Genomic DNA, 14,061 nt, shown 5'->3' with positions numbered 1-14,061 from the left:
CCTCGGGTGAGGAGCCGGGCCGGTTGATGCTTCGCTTCGCTGTTGCGTTACACGATATCAGAGGCTTGCAGCCTCAGACGATGAACGTGTTGAACGCGGTGCCGCTGACGACAACGGCGAGCAGCAAGGCGACAGCCTTTTCGCTGATCATACGCATGTTTCGGTTTTCCCTGTTTTGTTGTGGTTGGGGAGCCCGGACAATCCGAGGGGAGAGAGAGGGAGAATCGCCCGGGCTTGCGCATCATATACAAATGCTCGCGCAATTTTCAATCTCTACAAAGACTGAAAATAATTCATCATCGCAATCGAAAAAGGTAATCAACCCGGATCTGGGAGACGAGTTGTGGCAAAAGCGGGCGCTGTGATGAAGGCGGTGCAGCTTGAGACGCGGCCACCGGTCAAGGGGGGGGAGATTGGTGGCCGCGTCTCTGGTGCTGCTTGCCCGGCTGTGCGCCGGGCGATGACAGGACAGGAGGGCCGAGCGAGGGGGGAGGCTGGCCGCTCCTGCCGGGTCGGCAGGCAGGCAAACGAGCCGTGTTCGGCTATCGCTGCCGGGCGGTGGTTCCGCGAGGATGTGCCAGTAGGAGAGAGGGCCCGGCACCGCACCGCTCGTGAGAGGAAATGGTGTTTGGCCCTGCTCACTTCAAATGCGAAAACACCATAAATTGTTGCGCGAAATGCAATTAACCGCTGCGCCAGATTGATGCGACGCGGCCGCCGGATCGCTCCGGCGGTCGCATGTTTTCAAAACCTTGCGCTGCTTAGTTGGCAGCGACGGTGCGGCCGCTGCGCACTTCAAGCGCGGCGACGCGGTCAACTTCGGCCAGAGCTGCGGTGCGGGCATCGGCCACGCACTGGCTGTCGACCGACGCGCGGCCCGAGGCATAGCGCGGGGTAGCCGGGACGGTGCAGGCCTTGCGCAGCTTGGCATCGATCCGCGCTTCGATCACGGCGCGCCCTTCCGGCGTGGTGACATCAACATCGCCGTAAGCGATGCGCACAGTGACGGTGCCGGTTTCCGTCGCAATGGCAGGGGTTGCAAGCGCGGCGAGGGCAATCAGGGGGAGAGCGAAACGCATGATGAAAACTCCGGGTGCAAGAGAGGGTGTCGGGAAATGCGATGCCGCTGGCCGGCATTCGGTTGCTGTTTGAAACTCTGGTGCAGTGCACAAGAATAATGTGCAAATGCGAAATGGTCGAAACTGGTTCCAAAGATTGCAATCATTTTGGTGCGGTTTTTCGGGAACTCGTTGTATTGCCGCGATACCTTTTGCGTTGCACTGCAAAATAATCTGGCAGGCCGTGCCGCGATGCTGGACAGCGCACGGGCTGCTCCTTAATTCGCCGCCATGAGCGCGCACCCTTCTGAAGCCCCCGCAGGCGATTTCGCCGTCACCGATTCGATCCTGATCGTCGATTTCGGGTCGCAAGTGACCCAGTTGATCGCCCGCAGGGTGCGCGAAGCCGGGGTCTATTCCGAGATCGCGCCCTTCACCCAGGCCGAAGCGGCGTTCCGGCGGATGCGTCCGAAAGGCATCATTCTGTCAGGATCGCCCGCCAGCGTGCCCGCCGATGGCAGCCCCCGTGCACCGCAGGCCCTGTTCGAGGCGGGCGTTCCCATCCTCGGCATTTGTTATGGTCAGCAGGTGATGACCCACCAGCTAGGCGGCGAAGTGCGGCCCGGCCATGAAACAGGGGAGGGCGGCGAATTTGGCCGGGCCTTCCTGACCGTCACCGCCGATTGCGCCCTGTTCAACGGCCTGTGGGAGGTCGGCTCGCGCCACCAGGTGTGGATGAGCCACGGCGACAAGGTCACCCAGTTCGCGCCGGGTTTCGATATCGTCGCCACATCGGACGGCGCACCCTTTGCCGTCATCGCCGATGAGGCGCGCAAGTTCTACGGCACCCAGTTCCACCCCGAGGTGGTTCACACCCCCGATGGCGCGCGGCTGATCGCCAACTTCGTGCGCCACGTCTGCGGGCTGGCGGGCGACTGGACGATGGCCGAGTTCCGCCAGACCAAGATCGCCGAAATCCGTGCGCAAGTCGGCGACAAACGCGTCATTTGCGGCCTTTCCGGCGGCGTCGATTCGGCGGTCGCGGCGGTGCTGATCCACGAAGCGATCGGTGACCAGTTGACCTGCGTGTTCGTCGACCACGGGTTGATGCGCATGAACGAGGCCGAACAGGTCGTCACCTTGTTCCGCGATCACTACAACATCCCGCTGGTGCACGTGGATGCCGAGGAGCTGTTCCTCGATGGCCTCGCCGGCCTCACCGACCCGGAGGCCAAGCGCAAGTTCATCGGCAAGACCTTCATCGATGTGTTCGAGGCCGAGGCCAAGAAAATCGGCGGGGCGGATTTCCTCGCGCAGGGCACGCTCTACCCCGATGTGATCGAAAGCGTGTCCTTCACCGGCGGGCCGAGCGTCACGATCAAGAGCCATCACAATGTCGGCGGCCTGCCCGAACGCATGAACATGCAGCTGGTCGAACCCTTGCGCGAATTGTTCAAGGACGAAGTGCGCGATCTGGGGCGGGAACTCGGCCTGCCCGATGCCTTCGTCGGCCGCCATCCCTTCCCCGGCCCGGGCCTTGCGATCCGCATCCCCGGCGAGGTCACGAAGGAGCGCTGCGATATCCTGCGCAAGGCCGACGCGATCTACCTCGACGAGATCCGCAGCGCCGGGCTGTATGATGCGATCTGGCAGGCCTTTGCGGTGCTGCTGCCGGTCAAGACTGTCGGGGTTATGGGCGATGCGCGCACATATGATTCGGTCTGCGCCTTGCGCGCCGTGACGTCGACCGACGGGATGACGGCAGATGTTTTCCCCTACGATGCCAGCTTCCTGACCCGCGTCGCCACGCGCATCGTCAACGAGGTGCAGGGCATCAACCGGGTGGTGTATGATTACACGTCGAAGCCGCCCGGCACCATCGAGTGGGAATAAGGCGCTGCGTGCCGCCGTGGGCGGGGCTTGCGCCGATCAGCCCCTTTCGGCGCGCCCGGGAATCGCATAACGCTCGCGCGTCTACCTGCTTGAAAGGGTTTGCGTTGTGATGCCGAATTTCTGCCCCCTTGCCTGTGCCGCCGCGCTTGCGCTCGGCCTGGCAGCCTGTGCGGGGCCCGAGGCCGATGCGCCAAAGGGCGATGCGGCGGCGACCGCTGCCGTCACCCAGAACGACTGGACGCTCGATCCGGCTGGCTCGCGCCTCAGCTATGTCAGCATCAAGGCGGGCGAAGTGGCCGAAGCCAATGGTTTCGACACGCTGTCAGGCCGGGTCGCGGCCGATGGTACCGCGACACTCAGTATCGACCTCGCCTCGGTCAACACCGGGGTCGATGTTCGCAACGAACGGATGCGGGAGATCTTTTTCGGCGTGGCCGAATTCCCGCAGGCGACCGTGACAGCCAAGCTTGATCCGGCGGCTTTTGCCGGGCTCGCGGTCGGCCAATCGCTGACCCGGCCCCTCAAGGCCAGCGTCGCCATCAAGGGTGCGACCGGCGATATCGCGACCGATGTGCTCGTCACCCGCGTCGCGGCTGACCGGGTGACCGTGGTGCCGACCGCGCCCGTCATCATCTCCACCGACATGTTCGGCCTCACCGATGAAGTGGGCGAATTGCGCGCCCTGGCGCAGCTGCCGTCGATCACGCCCGCGGTGCCGGTGACCTTCGCGCTCTCGTTCAAACGCGCCTGAGAGCGGCGACACGCGCGGCGACGCGCGTGGTCACGTACAGCGCCGCCAGCGCCAGCAACAGGCCGAGCGCTGCCGAAGCGATCATCTGGCTTGGCCAGTGGCCCCCCAGCACAATCCGCGCGGTCAGTCCGGCTCCCAGCAAGGCGGCTGCGATCCAACGAACCGGCCAGTGCTGGCGCGCAGACCCGCGTGCCAGCAATGCTGCCCCCAGCATCGCCCCGTAAACAAGGCCGAAGGTGGATGGCAGCCCGCTTGATCCGGCCGGATCAGCCACAGCCACCAGCGCTGCATCGGGCCGCGGAACAAACAGCGCCGCGCGCAGGGCCTGATCGGTTCCAAAGGCAAAAGCATAGGCCAGCGGCACAGCCAGCGCGCCGCGCAGACCCTGCACCCGCCACGCCAGCCACCCTGCCGCCGCGATCGCGCCCCACAGCAGCGGCGCCTTGGCCGTTGTGGTCAGCCAACCAGCCCAAGCGGGCGCCGCGCCCAAGACCTGCTGGAGTGCCCGTGTCACGGCAACATCGCCCGGCAAGGGCCCTTGCAGCAGCAGGCTGGCACTGCCCAGAACGCAGGCGATGGCGGCAAGCAGGCTGGCGGTGCGCATGGAAACAGACTCTTTGAAGCGGGTGACGCTACGACTTCGGGCACTGTCGTGGCGGCCTTGCAAAAGCAGGCTTGAAAGCCTCGTGCAACTCCGCTTGTCTGCCAGCCAAGCACAGCTTTGGACGGGAGACCATGCGCCATGAAGACCGCGATCACTGAAATGTTCGGCATCCAACACCCCATCATTCAGGGGGGCATGCACTATGTCGGCTTTGCCGAGATGGCAGCGGCGGTGTCGAACGCGGGCGGCCTCGGGATCATCACCGGGCTGACGCAGGGCACGCCCGAAAAGCTCGCTAACGAGATCGCGCGCTGCAAGGACATGACCGACAAGCCCTTCGGCGTGAACCTCACGATCCTGCCGACGCTGACGCCGCCCGATTATCCCGGCCTCGTCAAGGCGATCATCGATGGCGGGGTCAAGGTGGTCGAAACGGCGGGGCGCAACCCGGTCGATCTGCTGCCGCCGTTGAAGGATGCGGGGATCAAGGTGATCCACAAATGCACCAGCGTGCGCCACTCCTTGAAAGCGCAGGACATCGGCTGCGATGCGGTGAGCGTCGACGGGTTTGAATGCGGCGGCCATCCGGGCGAGGATGATGTGCCCAACTTCATCCTGCTCCCGCGCGCGGCGGATGAACTGGACATCCCCTTCGTTTCCAGCGGCGGGATGGCCGACGGGCGCAGCCTTGTCGCCAGCCTCGCGATGGGGGCGCAGGGGATGAACATGGGCACCCGCTTCATCGCCACCAAGGAAGCGCCGGTGCACGAGAATGTGAAACAGGCGATCCTGGCTGCCAGCGAACTCGACACGCGCCTTGTCATGCGTCCGCTGCGCAACACCGAACGGGTGCTGACCAATGCGGCGGTCGAACGCCTCATCGTGAAGGAAAAGGAACTGGGTGACAGCATCACCATCCAGGACATTCTGCCCGAAGTGGCGGGCGTGTACCCCAAGATCATGACCGAAGGCACCATGGACGCGGGCGCGTGGAGCTGCGGTATGGTCGCCGGCCTGATCCACGATATCCCGACCTGTCAGGAACTGATCGACCGCATCATGCTTCAGGCGGAAGAGATCATCGCCCGGATGCAGGCGATGGCCAGACACTGACGCAGCTGGCCCGGCGAAACCTTTCGGTAATGTGACACGGCCACGGGGTCCTGCTTAGGTAGCACCCCGTATTCATTCTCGACCAACACTGCGGCACCATCCGTGCCGCCGCACCGATTCTGGAGGGGATCGGCGCGGCGTGATGGCGATGTGATTTCCCAGAAGGCTGCGGGAGGCCCGAGGGATGGATTGGACGGGGAGGTAGTCATGGATTTATTCGCAAGCTCGGCGATGCTGGGCGGGATCATGGGCGCGGTCTTTGCAGCCTGGGCGCTGGGGCGCTGGCAAGGCGGGCTTGCCGACACTGGCGGGGCACGGGTGGCAGGGCCGATTGGCACCGTCGCCGCCGCTGCGGCTGCCGAATCGCAGGCGGGTGCTGCGTCTGCCATGCCATGCCAGCAGGCCGAGCGTGCGGCGCGGCGCGAAGCGTTTCACGCAGCGGCGTCGCTTGGCGAACTTCACGCCGAAGTCAGCGCCTATCGCCGGGCCGAACAAGTTCTTGCCGGGATTGATGGGACAAGCGAGATGCTGATGCAGGGGATGCTGGAACCAGCGCCGCCCGCTGCGCAAGCCAGCTGCCGCTATGCCGGGTTGCTCGGTCAGCCCACCTGCACCGTCGCTCAATCCGTCCGGCCTTCCAGCGCCGCCGGCCCGCGCTGTGCGGCAGCGGCCTCACCGGCGGCCTGTTCGGATCACCCTTCGGCTGCTTCGGCTTTCTCCCGTGTGTAGGGAATAAAGTCCTCAAAGAAGACGGCTCCGGTGGGAAAGCCGAGGAACCGATCAATCGTGGTGATGAATTCTTGCCGGCACAGCTGTGTCCCGCTGTAGCGGAGCATCACCAGCGCATCATTATTGTTGATGCTGGCAGGGTTGCGCGTGCGCTGTACGTAGATGGTCTTGCCCGATCCATAGACATAGGCGGTGCCGTCGATCGTCTGCATCCGCTGGTTGCGCGCGGTTTGGATGCAATCGACCGGCGTGCCCGCCACGCGCCCTTCCAGCAGCTTGGCAAGCCGTTGTTCGCCCTTCGTCATCGGCGGCGCGGCTTCGGCGCTGGCCGTGACGTCCGGCTCTTGGGCGGTTTGCGCTGCAAGCGGGCGAAAATTGACGCAGGCCAGCGCCAGTGCGGCAGTCAGTGCATAACGAAAGCGTGTCACAGCGTGATCCTTTCGATTCGGAATGCTCATAATGGCCACAATCCGCCTTAACCGCCGCTGAGCGGCGCGGGCGCCGGGTCAGCTATGGGCGGTGCTGGCGCCCGCAGCAATATCGGGCAACCCGGCGCCATCGGCCCCATCGGCAGGGCCGCCGCGCAGCACGAAGCGGCGATCACAATAGCCGCAATCGACATAGCCGTGTTCGTCAATTTCAAGGAACACACGCGGATGGCCTAACGCCGCCGGACGATAGCCCGCGCGCGCGCGGATGCCGCTGGCACCGTCGCAGCTGACACGCCGCGTATCCACCAGCACAGTTTCAGGAGGAGGAATGCTCATAGCCGCCCCGATACAGTCCGCGCCCGCGCAGTGCAATTGCCTTCAGCGCCGCGCTTGCCTAGGGCATGGCCCATGTCATCCCAGCCCGCCATCCGCATCGATAATCTCGTCAAGCGCTATGCCCCGGCAAAGAGCGCCAAGGGCGAGGTGAATGAGGGCAAGCTGGCGCTGGGCGGGGTCAGTTTCGATGTGCCGCAAGGGTCGATCTTCGGGCTGCTTGGCCCCAATGGTGCCGGCAAGTCGACGCTGATCAACATCCTTGCCGGGTTGGTCAACAAGACCGCGGGGGCGGTGGATATCTGGGGTTTTGATATTGATCGCGACCGCCGCAATGCTAGCCGGTCGATCGGGATCGTGCCGCAGGAAATCGTGTTCGATCCGTTCTTCACGCCATACGAAGTGCTGGAAAATCAGGGCGGTTTTTACGGAATCCCGGCCGCCCTTCGTCGCAGCGAGGCGCTGCTGGAAGCGGTGCGGCTGGCGGACAAGCGTGATGCCTATGCCCGCACCCTGTCAGGCGGCATGAAACGGCGGCTGCTCGTGGCCAAGGCGATGGTGCATTCGCCGCCGATCCTGGTGCTGGATGAACCCACCGCCGGGGTCGATGTCGATTTGCGCCGCCAGCTGTGGGGGCTAGTGAGCGAACTCAACCGCGAAGGCGTGACGGTGGTATTGACCACCCACTACCTCGAAGAGGCCGAGGAGCTGTGCGACCGGATTGCGATCATCAACCACGGCCAGCTGATCGCCAACAAGCCGACGCGCGAGCTGGTGGATATGGCCCGCGAGAAGATTGTCGCTGTCACCACCGCCGCAGACCTCAGCGCCGCACCGGCGCATGATGCCTTCGTCCGGGCCAGCTGGGACGGTGCCCGCGGGGTTGAAGTCACCTATGACAAGGACAAGCTCAGCGCCGGACAGGTGCTGGCGATCCTTCAGGCGCAGGGTCTGGTGATCGAGGACGTCACCACGCGGGAGGCCGATCTTGAGGATGTTTTCGTCCAGCTGACCGGCGGGGCCGCGTAAGGCCTGGTCTCAGGTCGCGGTCGGCTCGTTGTGGCTGTGGTCGCCCGCCGGCTTCTGCCGGCGCCAGTTGCGCCGCGAATGGCGCTCGATCGCGACGCCGCAATGGCGGCAATGTCCGACATAGCCCCGCCCGTCCCATTCAACTTTGCGGCGGTCCGGTTTGTGATGGTTGAGCCAGCAGCCCACGAATGAAAGCAAAGACATGTAAAAAAGCGCCTAAATGAGAGGAACACCTAACACATGTTATTTCCTCACCCTGCGGACGCATTTGCATTGCGATTCGCCACTGGCAACAGCCTAACATCATGCTGCATTGCAACCTAGGAAAAACCGCTAGGTTACGGGCCTTCAAAGCGTTTGGCGTGCATCGCGCTTGCAGCGGGGAAAAATGCGAGTCATGGCCGGGCGATGGCGATAGACGACCCATGGCGACAACCCAATGACATGAGGACACCCGGCGTAATGATCTATGACGTTGTGGTGATCGGTTCGGGCGCAGCAGGGCTGACTGCGGCACTGGCGCTGGCCGAAACGCGGGCGGTGCTGGTGCTGGCCAAGGGCTCGCTCACTGGCGGGTCAACCGCGTGGGCGCAAGGCGGGATCGCCGCCGTGCTGGATACTGGCGACACTTTTGAAAATCATGTGCGCGACACGATGGTGGCGGGCGCGGGGCTGAATGATCTGGCCGCGGTCGAATTCGTGATCGAGCGCGCACCGCAATCCATTGACCGCTTGTGCGAGCTGGGCGTGCCGTTCAACCGCGATGCCGACAGCCTGCACCTCACCCGCGAAGGCGGCCATTCGCACCGCCGCATCGTCCATGTTGACGACGCGACCGGCTGGGCGGTGCAATCGGCGCTGCTGAAAGCTGCCGAGGCCCATCCCAACATCACCCTGCTGCCGGGCCGCACCTGCATCGACCTCATCACCGATCGCCATGCCGAGCAGTTTTCCGCTGCGGGCCGCGTGTGGGGGGTCTATGCGCTGAACGAGGCGACCGGCCATGTCGAACGCCATGTGGCCCGCGCCACCATTCTCGCCACCGGGGGCGCGGGGCGTGTCTACCAGTTCTCCACCGCTCCGCGCGGCGCGACGGGCGATGGGATCGCGATGGCCTGGCGGGCCGGCGCGCGCGTCTCCAACATGGAGATGATGCAGTTCCACCCGACCTGCCTTTACAATCTCGACGTGAAAAACTTCCTCATCACGGAAGCCGTGCGGGGCGAGGGCGGGCATCTGCTCCACCCGGAAACCGGCCGTCGCTTCATGGTCGATTACGATCCTGAACGGATGGAGCTGGCGCCTCGTGACGTTGTGGCCCGCGCGATCGACGACCAGATCAAGCGTTTCGGCCTCGATTACGTGCATCTCGATATCAGCCATCAGCCCGCCGATTTCGTGAAGGGCCACTTCCCGACGATCTATGACAAGCTGATGGGTCTGGGCATCGACATGACCGCGCAGCCGATCCCGGTCGTCCCGGCGCAGCACTATACCTGCGGCGGGGTGGTGGTGGGCCTTGACGCGCGCACCGATGTGCCGGGGCTGTGGGCGGCGGGCGAATGCACCGAAAGCGGGCTGCACGGCGCGAACCGGCTGGCGTCCAACAGCCTGCTCGAATGCTTCGTGTTCGGCGAGGCGGCGGCGCAGGATATCCTCGCACGCTGGGACACGCTGGAAGCGCCGCCTGCAATCCTCCCATGGGACGAAAGCCGCGTGACGGATTCCGACGAGGAAGTCGTCATCAAGCAGAACTGGACCGAAATCCGCCGCTTCATGTGGAACTATGTCGGCATCGTGCGCACCACCAAACGGCTGGAACGCGCCGCCAGCCGCATTGAACTGCTGAAACGCGAGGTCGAGGATTATTACGGCGCCTTCCGCGTGACGACCGATCTGATCGAACTCAGAAACCTGCTGCAATCGGCAGAACTGATCGTGCAATCGGCGCTGCGCCGCAAGGAAAGCCGGGGGCTGCACTACACGCTGGATTATCCGGCGCTGGCGGATGAGCCGCGCGATACGGTGCTGGTGCCGTGATAAAGGGAAGCGGCCGCGGTGCAGACACGCACCGCGGCCGCCCTGCGACCCTGTGAAACGAGCCAGGCTCGGCTCAGAAATCGTTCGAACCGATGATGGGTTCGCTCGGGAACATGCCCATCGTCGTGCCGCCACCGGTGCCGAGAATTTTATCCCAGTCGATCCCGCCAGCGACGCCGTCGATGTCCTGCTGGTCCAGCTTCTGGATGCGGGTCTTTGCGGTTGCCGATGCGGCGGCGATACCGGCCATCAACTGATCGCTGCCGATGCGTGCGGCCTTCTTCTTGCTTGTCATGATGTGCTCCTTGCTGTGGCCCGGACGATCAACGGAGAACCGTTTCCCCCCGCTCCGGGCGCGGCGTGGGTGACGGGGTGAGGTGCGTGGGGTGCGGCCCGTATGCCGAGCGCGGCACATGCACGGCCTTGCTGGGGTGCGCGCGTGTGGTGACCTGCGGGCAGCGAACACAGCTTGCTGTCCCGTTTTCGGTGTACCAGCGGCAGGTCTTGCGCAAGGTGCAGGACGGCGCGACGTCAACCACCGGCGCGAGTTGCGCGATGATCGCCTTGCCAAGTCCGCATCCACCATCGCGCCACTGGCCGCAGCCGTGGTTGGCGCAAGGTGCAGAGAACCGCAGCGCGTGACCCGGATCGATGCCGAGCGCGTCTGCGTCGAAATCGTCGGGCAGTGCGGTGCCCTTGTCGAGATAGGCGACCCGGGCTTCGCCCTCCTCTTCAAGCACCACACCCAGCAGTCTGGCTTCGGGATGCTGGTGGGGGGCGCTGGGGCAATCGAGCTGCTGGTCCATCGGCATCGCGCGTCTTCGCCCCCATCGCAAATTCGTGATGTTGAGAGGCTATCGAACGCATTCGATGCTGCCCATCGTGCACGCGGACTAGTCGATCTGTACTAGGCGCCTGCGAAAGGGCCGTGCGGCGGTGGTTTCCATACATTGAGCAGCAAGGCGAAGGGCGGTACTGCATGGGACCATGCCCAACAGCCTCCTAAGGTTCGCCTGTATTGCATCGGCCATTTGCGCTGGGCCCGCTCTGGCGCAATCCGGCGGGGATCCCGAGGCGCAAAACGCCATTGTCGTGACCGCGCAGCGCTCGGGCGCGCCGATGTGGACGATCGACACCCCCACCGGCACGATCATCCTGGTTGGCGAGATCCGGGCGATCCCCAAGACCACCCCGTGGGAGCCTGCACGGCTGGAAGAAGCCACCGCGCAGGCCGACCGGGTGATCCTTGGCGCGCGCCCGAAGGTGTCGCCGGGCGATGTGCTGCGGCTGATCTTCAGCGGCGGCAAGTTCACCAAGCTGCCGGACAAGACCGTGGCCAGCGATTACCTTGCGCCCGACCAATGGGCGCGGCTCGAAGCGCTCGCCGCGGCGCATGAGGAGGATTACGCCCGCCAGTCCTTCCTGCTCACCGCGTTCGAGATGCTGCGCAAACAGCTGCGCTTCAACCGCGATACCACCGACGAACCCTCGGACGTTGTTCGCAAGGCTGCCGACAAGGCGAAGGTGCCGACCACCCGCGCGGCCACCCTGCGCGGCGAGGATATCATCGACAATCTCGCCGATGCGCCGCCTGCCGCACATATCCCCTGCCTTAACGCCGCGATGGATGCGGTCGAGGCGGGCCCTGACATTGTCGAACAGCGCGCGGCGGACTGGCGGCGCTACGATATTCCCGGTGTCATGGCGAACCCGCTGGAAAGCGCATTGGGCCAGTGCTGGCCCTGGGCGGACGACACTTTGGGTAGCGAACTCAGAACCATATGGGTGGGCAACATCGCCGAGGCCGCCGCCGCCAAGGGCACCACCCTTGCCGTGGTGCCGCTAAGGGTGTTGGCGGAAAGCGGCGGAGTGCTTGACCAATTGGACGCGCGCGGCTTCGATATCGCCGGACCCGCATGGAAATGACCATCCGGGCCTGAGAGGATCAGCCCGCACCATGCCCACTGTCACCACCCCCAACACCGGCATCGAGATTTTCTACGAGGATACCGCCCCGCTTGGGGGCGATCCCGCGGCCGAGGTGATCCTGCTGGTGATGGGCCTTGGCGCGCAGATGACACTGTGGCCGGACGAGTTGGTGGCCGCGCTGGTGGGCGACGGGTTCCGGGTGATCCGTTACGATAACCGCGACATTGGCCTCAGCCAGAAGATGGAAGGCCAGCGTGCGCCCAGCCTGCCGGTGCAGCTGCTGCGCAAGAAGATCGGCTTTCCCGCCAAGGTGCCCTACACCTTGAAAGACATGGCCGATGACGGGATCGGGCTGCTGGATGCGCTCGGCATCGCGCGCGCCCATGTGGTTGGTGCGTCGATGGGCGGGATGATTGCGCAGCTGATGGCGGTGCATCACGGCGACCGGCTGGCCAGCCTCACCTCGATCATGTCGACCACCGGCAATGGGAAGCTGCCGCAGGCTGAAAAGCACGCGATGGACGCGCTGGTTGCGCCGATCACCAGCATGGAAGAAGAATCGCTGGTCGCCCACGGCCTCAATGTGGCGAAGAATATCGGCAGCCCCGGCTACCCCTTCGATCCCGAGGCCCAGCGCGCTCGGGTGCTGGCGAACATCCGGCGCAGCGTCTACCCCGCCGGCCTGCCGCGCCAATTGGCCGCGATTATCGATGATGGCTGCCGCCGGTCGCGCCTTGCGCAGGTGAGCGTGCCGACGCTGGTGATGCATGGTGAGGCTGACCCGCTGGTCAAGCTCGAAGCGGGTGAGGATACCGCAGCCCACATCTCCGGCGCGCGGCTGGTGACGATCCCCGGCTGGGGCCACGATCTGCCGGTCGCGCTGATCCCGCGCATCGCCGGCGAAATCGCGGCCCACGCGCGCGGGGGGGGCTGACGGCCCGCCGCTGGCAGGCTTAGCCCATCGCCTCCAGCACATCCTCCAGCCGCGCCGGATCGCCCAGCGCGATCACCGTGCCGTCGCTGCCGGCATCGAGCGGATTGCCCTGCCAATCGGCCATCATCCCGCCCGCGCCTTCGACCACGGGGACGAGCGCGGCGTAATCATACAGCTTCAATCCGGCCTCGATCACGACATCGACATGGCCGGATGCGACGAGGCCGTAATTGTAGCAGTCCCCGCCGAACACGATCTTCTTTTCAGCCACCTGCTTGGCCACCGACATGAAGGCGTCGGCCTCTTCATTGGTGAACAGATGCGGGCTGGTGGTGGCGAGCACAGCGTCGGCGAGGTCTTTGAGCGGGCGCGCAGCGGCGGGCTTGCCATTGAACAGCGTCGGCTGGCCGATGCGGCCCACCCAGCGCTCGCCCGCAATGGGCTGATCGATGATGCCGAGCACCGGCCAGCCATCCTGAAGCAATGCGATCAGCGTGCCGAAGATCGGGCGCCCGGCGATGAAGCTGGTGGTGCCGTCGATCGGATCAAGCACCCACTGGCGGCCTGCGCCGTCGTTGCGGGTGCCATATTCCTCGCCGATGATCCCGTCAGCGGGGAATTCCGCCTCGATCAGCGCCCGCATCGCGGCCTCCGCGGCGCGGTCGGCTTCGGTGACGAAGCTGCGGTCGGCCTTTTTCTCCTCGCTCCACTGGCCGCGGAACAGGGGGCGGATGGCCGCGCCTGCCACATCGGCAAGGCGCAGGGCGAGGGCGAGGTCTTTTTCGGTCATGGCGCTTCCCAATAATAGACCTGTTGCGAAAGTGGGGATTAGGGGATTCCCGTTTGGCGTAAAATCTGATTCACGCTTTGGATGCAGAGGTTTTGCGCTGAGCGGCTGATAGGCCGTACGGTATTCCGCCGGGTTTCCGGTGTTGATGTGGGTACATTCCGAGAGATGGAGCGGCGCCTCGCACCACACTGGGAGCGGCGAGAGAGCAGCAAGGCTCTGTCTGGGCGGCCGCATGGTGTTGGCGGCCTGGCCGATCATCTGCTGGTTTTGCTGATCCTCTACCGCTGCCACGTCACGCAGGATTTTCTGGGTTGCCTTTACGGGGTGGACAAGGCTTCGATCTGCCGTGCACTCAAGCGGATCGAACCGCTGGCCCAGCGCCTGCTGGGGGTCAAGCGCACGATCCGTATCGCCGGACATGAGGCGC

Annotated in this window: 18 protein-coding genes; 10 read left to right on the top strand and 8 right to left on the bottom strand. The window is 64.7% G+C overall.

What is annotated here, in order from left to right; genetic code table 11:
* Nucleotides 1-80 precede the first annotated feature (80 nt).
* Nucleotides 81-365: a hypothetical protein gene (locus tag C0V72_RS16185; RefSeq protein ID WP_143704536.1), complete on the top strand. Its 285-nt coding sequence runs from the start codon at nucleotides 81-83 to the stop codon at nucleotides 363-365.
* 396 nt (nucleotides 366-761) lie between these two features.
* Here the strand turns inward: C0V72_RS16185 and C0V72_RS05945 are convergent, their stop codons facing one another.
* The gene (locus C0V72_RS05945; RefSeq protein WP_101792309.1) at nucleotides 762-1,079 is read right to left on the bottom strand and encodes a UrcA family protein; all 318 of its coding nucleotides are present in this window, start codon (nucleotides 1,077-1,079) and stop codon (nucleotides 762-764) included.
* 270 nt (nucleotides 1,080-1,349) lie between these two features.
* Here C0V72_RS05945 and guaA point away from each other — a divergent pair, with 270 nt between their 5' ends.
* A complete protein-coding gene (guaA, locus tag C0V72_RS05940) occupies nucleotides 1,350-2,951 on the top strand; it encodes a glutamine-hydrolyzing GMP synthase (RefSeq protein ID WP_101792308.1) in 1,602 nt (533 codons plus the stop codon).
* 109 nt (nucleotides 2,952-3,060) lie between these two features.
* Complete coding sequence (locus tag C0V72_RS05935; protein ID WP_101792307.1) at nucleotides 3,061-3,702, top strand: YceI family protein; 642 nt, start codon at nucleotides 3,061-3,063, stop codon at nucleotides 3,700-3,702.
* Here the strand turns inward: C0V72_RS05935 and C0V72_RS05930 are convergent.
* On the bottom strand, nucleotides 3,689-4,306 hold the full coding sequence (locus C0V72_RS05930) for a phosphatase PAP2 family protein (RefSeq protein WP_101792306.1): 618 nt from the start codon (nucleotides 4,304-4,306) through the stop codon (nucleotides 3,689-3,691). The two genes, C0V72_RS05935 and C0V72_RS05930, sit on opposite strands and share 14 nt — an antisense overlap.
* A gap of 138 nt (nucleotides 4,307-4,444) precedes the next feature.
* Between C0V72_RS05930 and C0V72_RS05925 the strand changes: the two genes are divergently transcribed.
* Nucleotides 4,445-5,419 (top strand): NAD(P)H-dependent flavin oxidoreductase, encoded by a 975-nt coding sequence (locus tag C0V72_RS05925; protein WP_101792305.1) that lies wholly within the window; start codon nucleotides 4,445-4,447, stop codon nucleotides 5,417-5,419.
* A 207-nt stretch (nucleotides 5,420-5,626) separates the two neighbouring features.
* The gene (locus C0V72_RS05920) at nucleotides 5,627-6,148 is read left to right on the top strand and encodes a hypothetical protein (protein WP_101792304.1); all 522 of its coding nucleotides are present in this window, start codon (nucleotides 5,627-5,629) and stop codon (nucleotides 6,146-6,148) included.
* Here the strand turns inward: C0V72_RS05920 and C0V72_RS05915 are convergent.
* Nucleotides 6,112-6,576: a hypothetical protein gene (locus tag C0V72_RS05915; RefSeq protein ID WP_233999807.1), complete on the bottom strand. Its 465-nt coding sequence runs from the start codon at nucleotides 6,574-6,576 to the stop codon at nucleotides 6,112-6,114. The two genes, C0V72_RS05920 and C0V72_RS05915, sit on opposite strands and share 37 nt — an antisense overlap.
* A 78-nt stretch (nucleotides 6,577-6,654) precedes the next feature.
* On the bottom strand, nucleotides 6,655-6,915 hold the full coding sequence (locus C0V72_RS05910; RefSeq protein WP_101792302.1) for a zinc-finger domain-containing protein: 261 nt from the start codon (nucleotides 6,913-6,915) through the stop codon (nucleotides 6,655-6,657).
* A gap of 72 nt (nucleotides 6,916-6,987) precedes the next feature.
* Between C0V72_RS05910 and C0V72_RS05905 the strand changes: the two genes are divergently transcribed.
* The gene (locus C0V72_RS05905) at nucleotides 6,988-7,941 is read left to right on the top strand and encodes an ABC transporter ATP-binding protein (RefSeq protein WP_101792301.1); all 954 of its coding nucleotides are present in this window, start codon (nucleotides 6,988-6,990) and stop codon (nucleotides 7,939-7,941) included.
* 9 nt (nucleotides 7,942-7,950) lie between these two features.
* Here the strand turns inward: C0V72_RS05905 and C0V72_RS05900 are convergent, their stop codons facing one another.
* Nucleotides 7,951-8,145: a hypothetical protein gene (locus C0V72_RS05900; RefSeq protein ID WP_101792300.1), complete on the bottom strand. Its 195-nt coding sequence runs from the start codon at nucleotides 8,143-8,145 to the stop codon at nucleotides 7,951-7,953.
* 258 nt (nucleotides 8,146-8,403) lie between these two features.
* On the opposite strand from C0V72_RS05900, the gene nadB reads away from it, so the two are divergent.
* Entirely contained in the window at nucleotides 8,404-9,981 is a 1,578-nt protein-coding gene (nadB, locus tag C0V72_RS05895) for an L-aspartate oxidase (RefSeq protein ID WP_233999806.1), read from the top strand.
* Between the two features lie 73 nt (nucleotides 9,982-10,054).
* Here the strand turns inward: nadB and C0V72_RS05890 are convergent, their stop codons facing one another.
* Nucleotides 10,055-10,276: a hypothetical protein gene (locus C0V72_RS05890; protein ID WP_101792298.1), complete on the bottom strand. Its 222-nt coding sequence runs from the start codon at nucleotides 10,274-10,276 to the stop codon at nucleotides 10,055-10,057.
* Nucleotides 10,277-10,304: 28 nt separating this feature from the next.
* Entirely contained in the window at nucleotides 10,305-10,787 is a 483-nt protein-coding gene (locus C0V72_RS05885; RefSeq protein ID WP_143704535.1) for a hypothetical protein, read from the bottom strand.
* Nucleotides 10,788-10,968: 181 nt separating this feature from the next.
* Here C0V72_RS05885 and C0V72_RS05880 point away from each other — a divergent pair, with 181 nt between their 5' ends.
* Both C0V72_RS05880 and C0V72_RS05875 read left to right on the top strand, forming a co-directional pair.
* The gene (locus tag C0V72_RS05880) at nucleotides 10,969-11,907 is read left to right on the top strand and encodes a TraB/GumN family protein (RefSeq protein WP_233999805.1); all 939 of its coding nucleotides are present in this window, start codon (nucleotides 10,969-10,971) and stop codon (nucleotides 11,905-11,907) included.
* A gap of 31 nt (nucleotides 11,908-11,938) precedes the next feature.
* Nucleotides 11,939-12,844, top strand: coding sequence for an alpha/beta fold hydrolase (locus tag C0V72_RS05875; protein WP_101792296.1), 906 nt, complete (start codon nucleotides 11,939-11,941; stop codon nucleotides 12,842-12,844).
* 19 nt (nucleotides 12,845-12,863) lie between these two features.
* Here the strand turns inward: C0V72_RS05875 and hisN are convergent, their stop codons facing one another.
* Complete coding sequence (gene hisN, locus C0V72_RS05870; protein ID WP_101792295.1) at nucleotides 12,864-13,634, bottom strand: histidinol-phosphatase; 771 nt, start codon at nucleotides 13,632-13,634, stop codon at nucleotides 12,864-12,866.
* Between the two features lie 165 nt (nucleotides 13,635-13,799).
* Here hisN and C0V72_RS16180 point away from each other — a divergent pair.
* The coding region (locus C0V72_RS16180; RefSeq protein ID WP_233999804.1) for a transposase family protein at nucleotides 13,800-14,061 on the top strand (262 nt) is incomplete at its 3' end.

Origin of the sequence: Porphyrobacter sp. TH134, assembly GCF_002855495.1 — a bacterium.
Lineage (GTDB): Bacteria > Pseudomonadota > Alphaproteobacteria > Sphingomonadales > Sphingomonadaceae > Erythrobacter.
The sequence above is the reverse complement of the archived record's forward strand: the minus strand, read 5'-3'. Positions and strand labels throughout refer to the sequence as shown.

Bases quoted from the DNA above. Each gene is read 5' to 3' on its own strand.
- C0V72_RS16185 (WP_143704536.1), top strand. From the start codon at position 81: ATGAACGTGTTGAACGCGGTGCCGCTGACGACAACGGCGAGCAGCAAG.
- C0V72_RS05945 (WP_101792309.1), bottom strand. From the start codon at position 1,079: ATGCGTTTCGCTCTCCCCCTGATTGCCCTCGCCGCGCTTGCAACCCCT.
- guaA (WP_101792308.1), top strand. From the start codon at position 1,350: ATGAGCGCGCACCCTTCTGAAGCCCCCGCAGGCGATTTCGCCGTCACC.
- C0V72_RS05935 (WP_101792307.1), top strand. From the start codon at position 3,061: ATGCCGAATTTCTGCCCCCTTGCCTGTGCCGCCGCGCTTGCGCTCGGC.
- C0V72_RS05930 (WP_101792306.1), bottom strand. From the start codon at position 4,306: ATGCGCACCGCCAGCCTGCTTGCCGCCATCGCCTGCGTTCTGGGCAGT.
- C0V72_RS05925 (WP_101792305.1), top strand. From the start codon at position 4,445: ATGAAGACCGCGATCACTGAAATGTTCGGCATCCAACACCCCATCATT.
- C0V72_RS05920 (WP_101792304.1), top strand. From the start codon at position 5,627: ATGGATTTATTCGCAAGCTCGGCGATGCTGGGCGGGATCATGGGCGCG.
- C0V72_RS05910 (WP_101792302.1), bottom strand. From the start codon at position 6,915: ATGAGCATTCCTCCTCCTGAAACTGTGCTGGTGGATACGCGGCGTGTC.
- C0V72_RS05905 (WP_101792301.1), top strand. From the start codon at position 6,988: ATGTCATCCCAGCCCGCCATCCGCATCGATAATCTCGTCAAGCGCTAT.
- C0V72_RS05900 (WP_101792300.1), bottom strand. From the start codon at position 8,145: ATGTCTTTGCTTTCATTCGTGGGCTGCTGGCTCAACCATCACAAACCG.
- nadB (WP_233999806.1), top strand. From the start codon at position 8,404: ATGATCTATGACGTTGTGGTGATCGGTTCGGGCGCAGCAGGGCTGACT.
- C0V72_RS05890 (WP_101792298.1), bottom strand. From the start codon at position 10,276: ATGACAAGCAAGAAGAAGGCCGCACGCATCGGCAGCGATCAGTTGATG.
- C0V72_RS05885 (WP_143704535.1), bottom strand. From the start codon at position 10,787: ATGGACCAGCAGCTCGATTGCCCCAGCGCCCCCCACCAGCATCCCGAA.
- C0V72_RS05880 (WP_233999805.1), top strand. From the start codon at position 10,969: ATGCCCAACAGCCTCCTAAGGTTCGCCTGTATTGCATCGGCCATTTGC.
- C0V72_RS05875 (WP_101792296.1), top strand. From the start codon at position 11,939: ATGCCCACTGTCACCACCCCCAACACCGGCATCGAGATTTTCTACGAG.
- hisN (WP_101792295.1), bottom strand. From the start codon at position 13,634: ATGACCGAAAAAGACCTCGCCCTCGCCCTGCGCCTTGCCGATGTGGCA.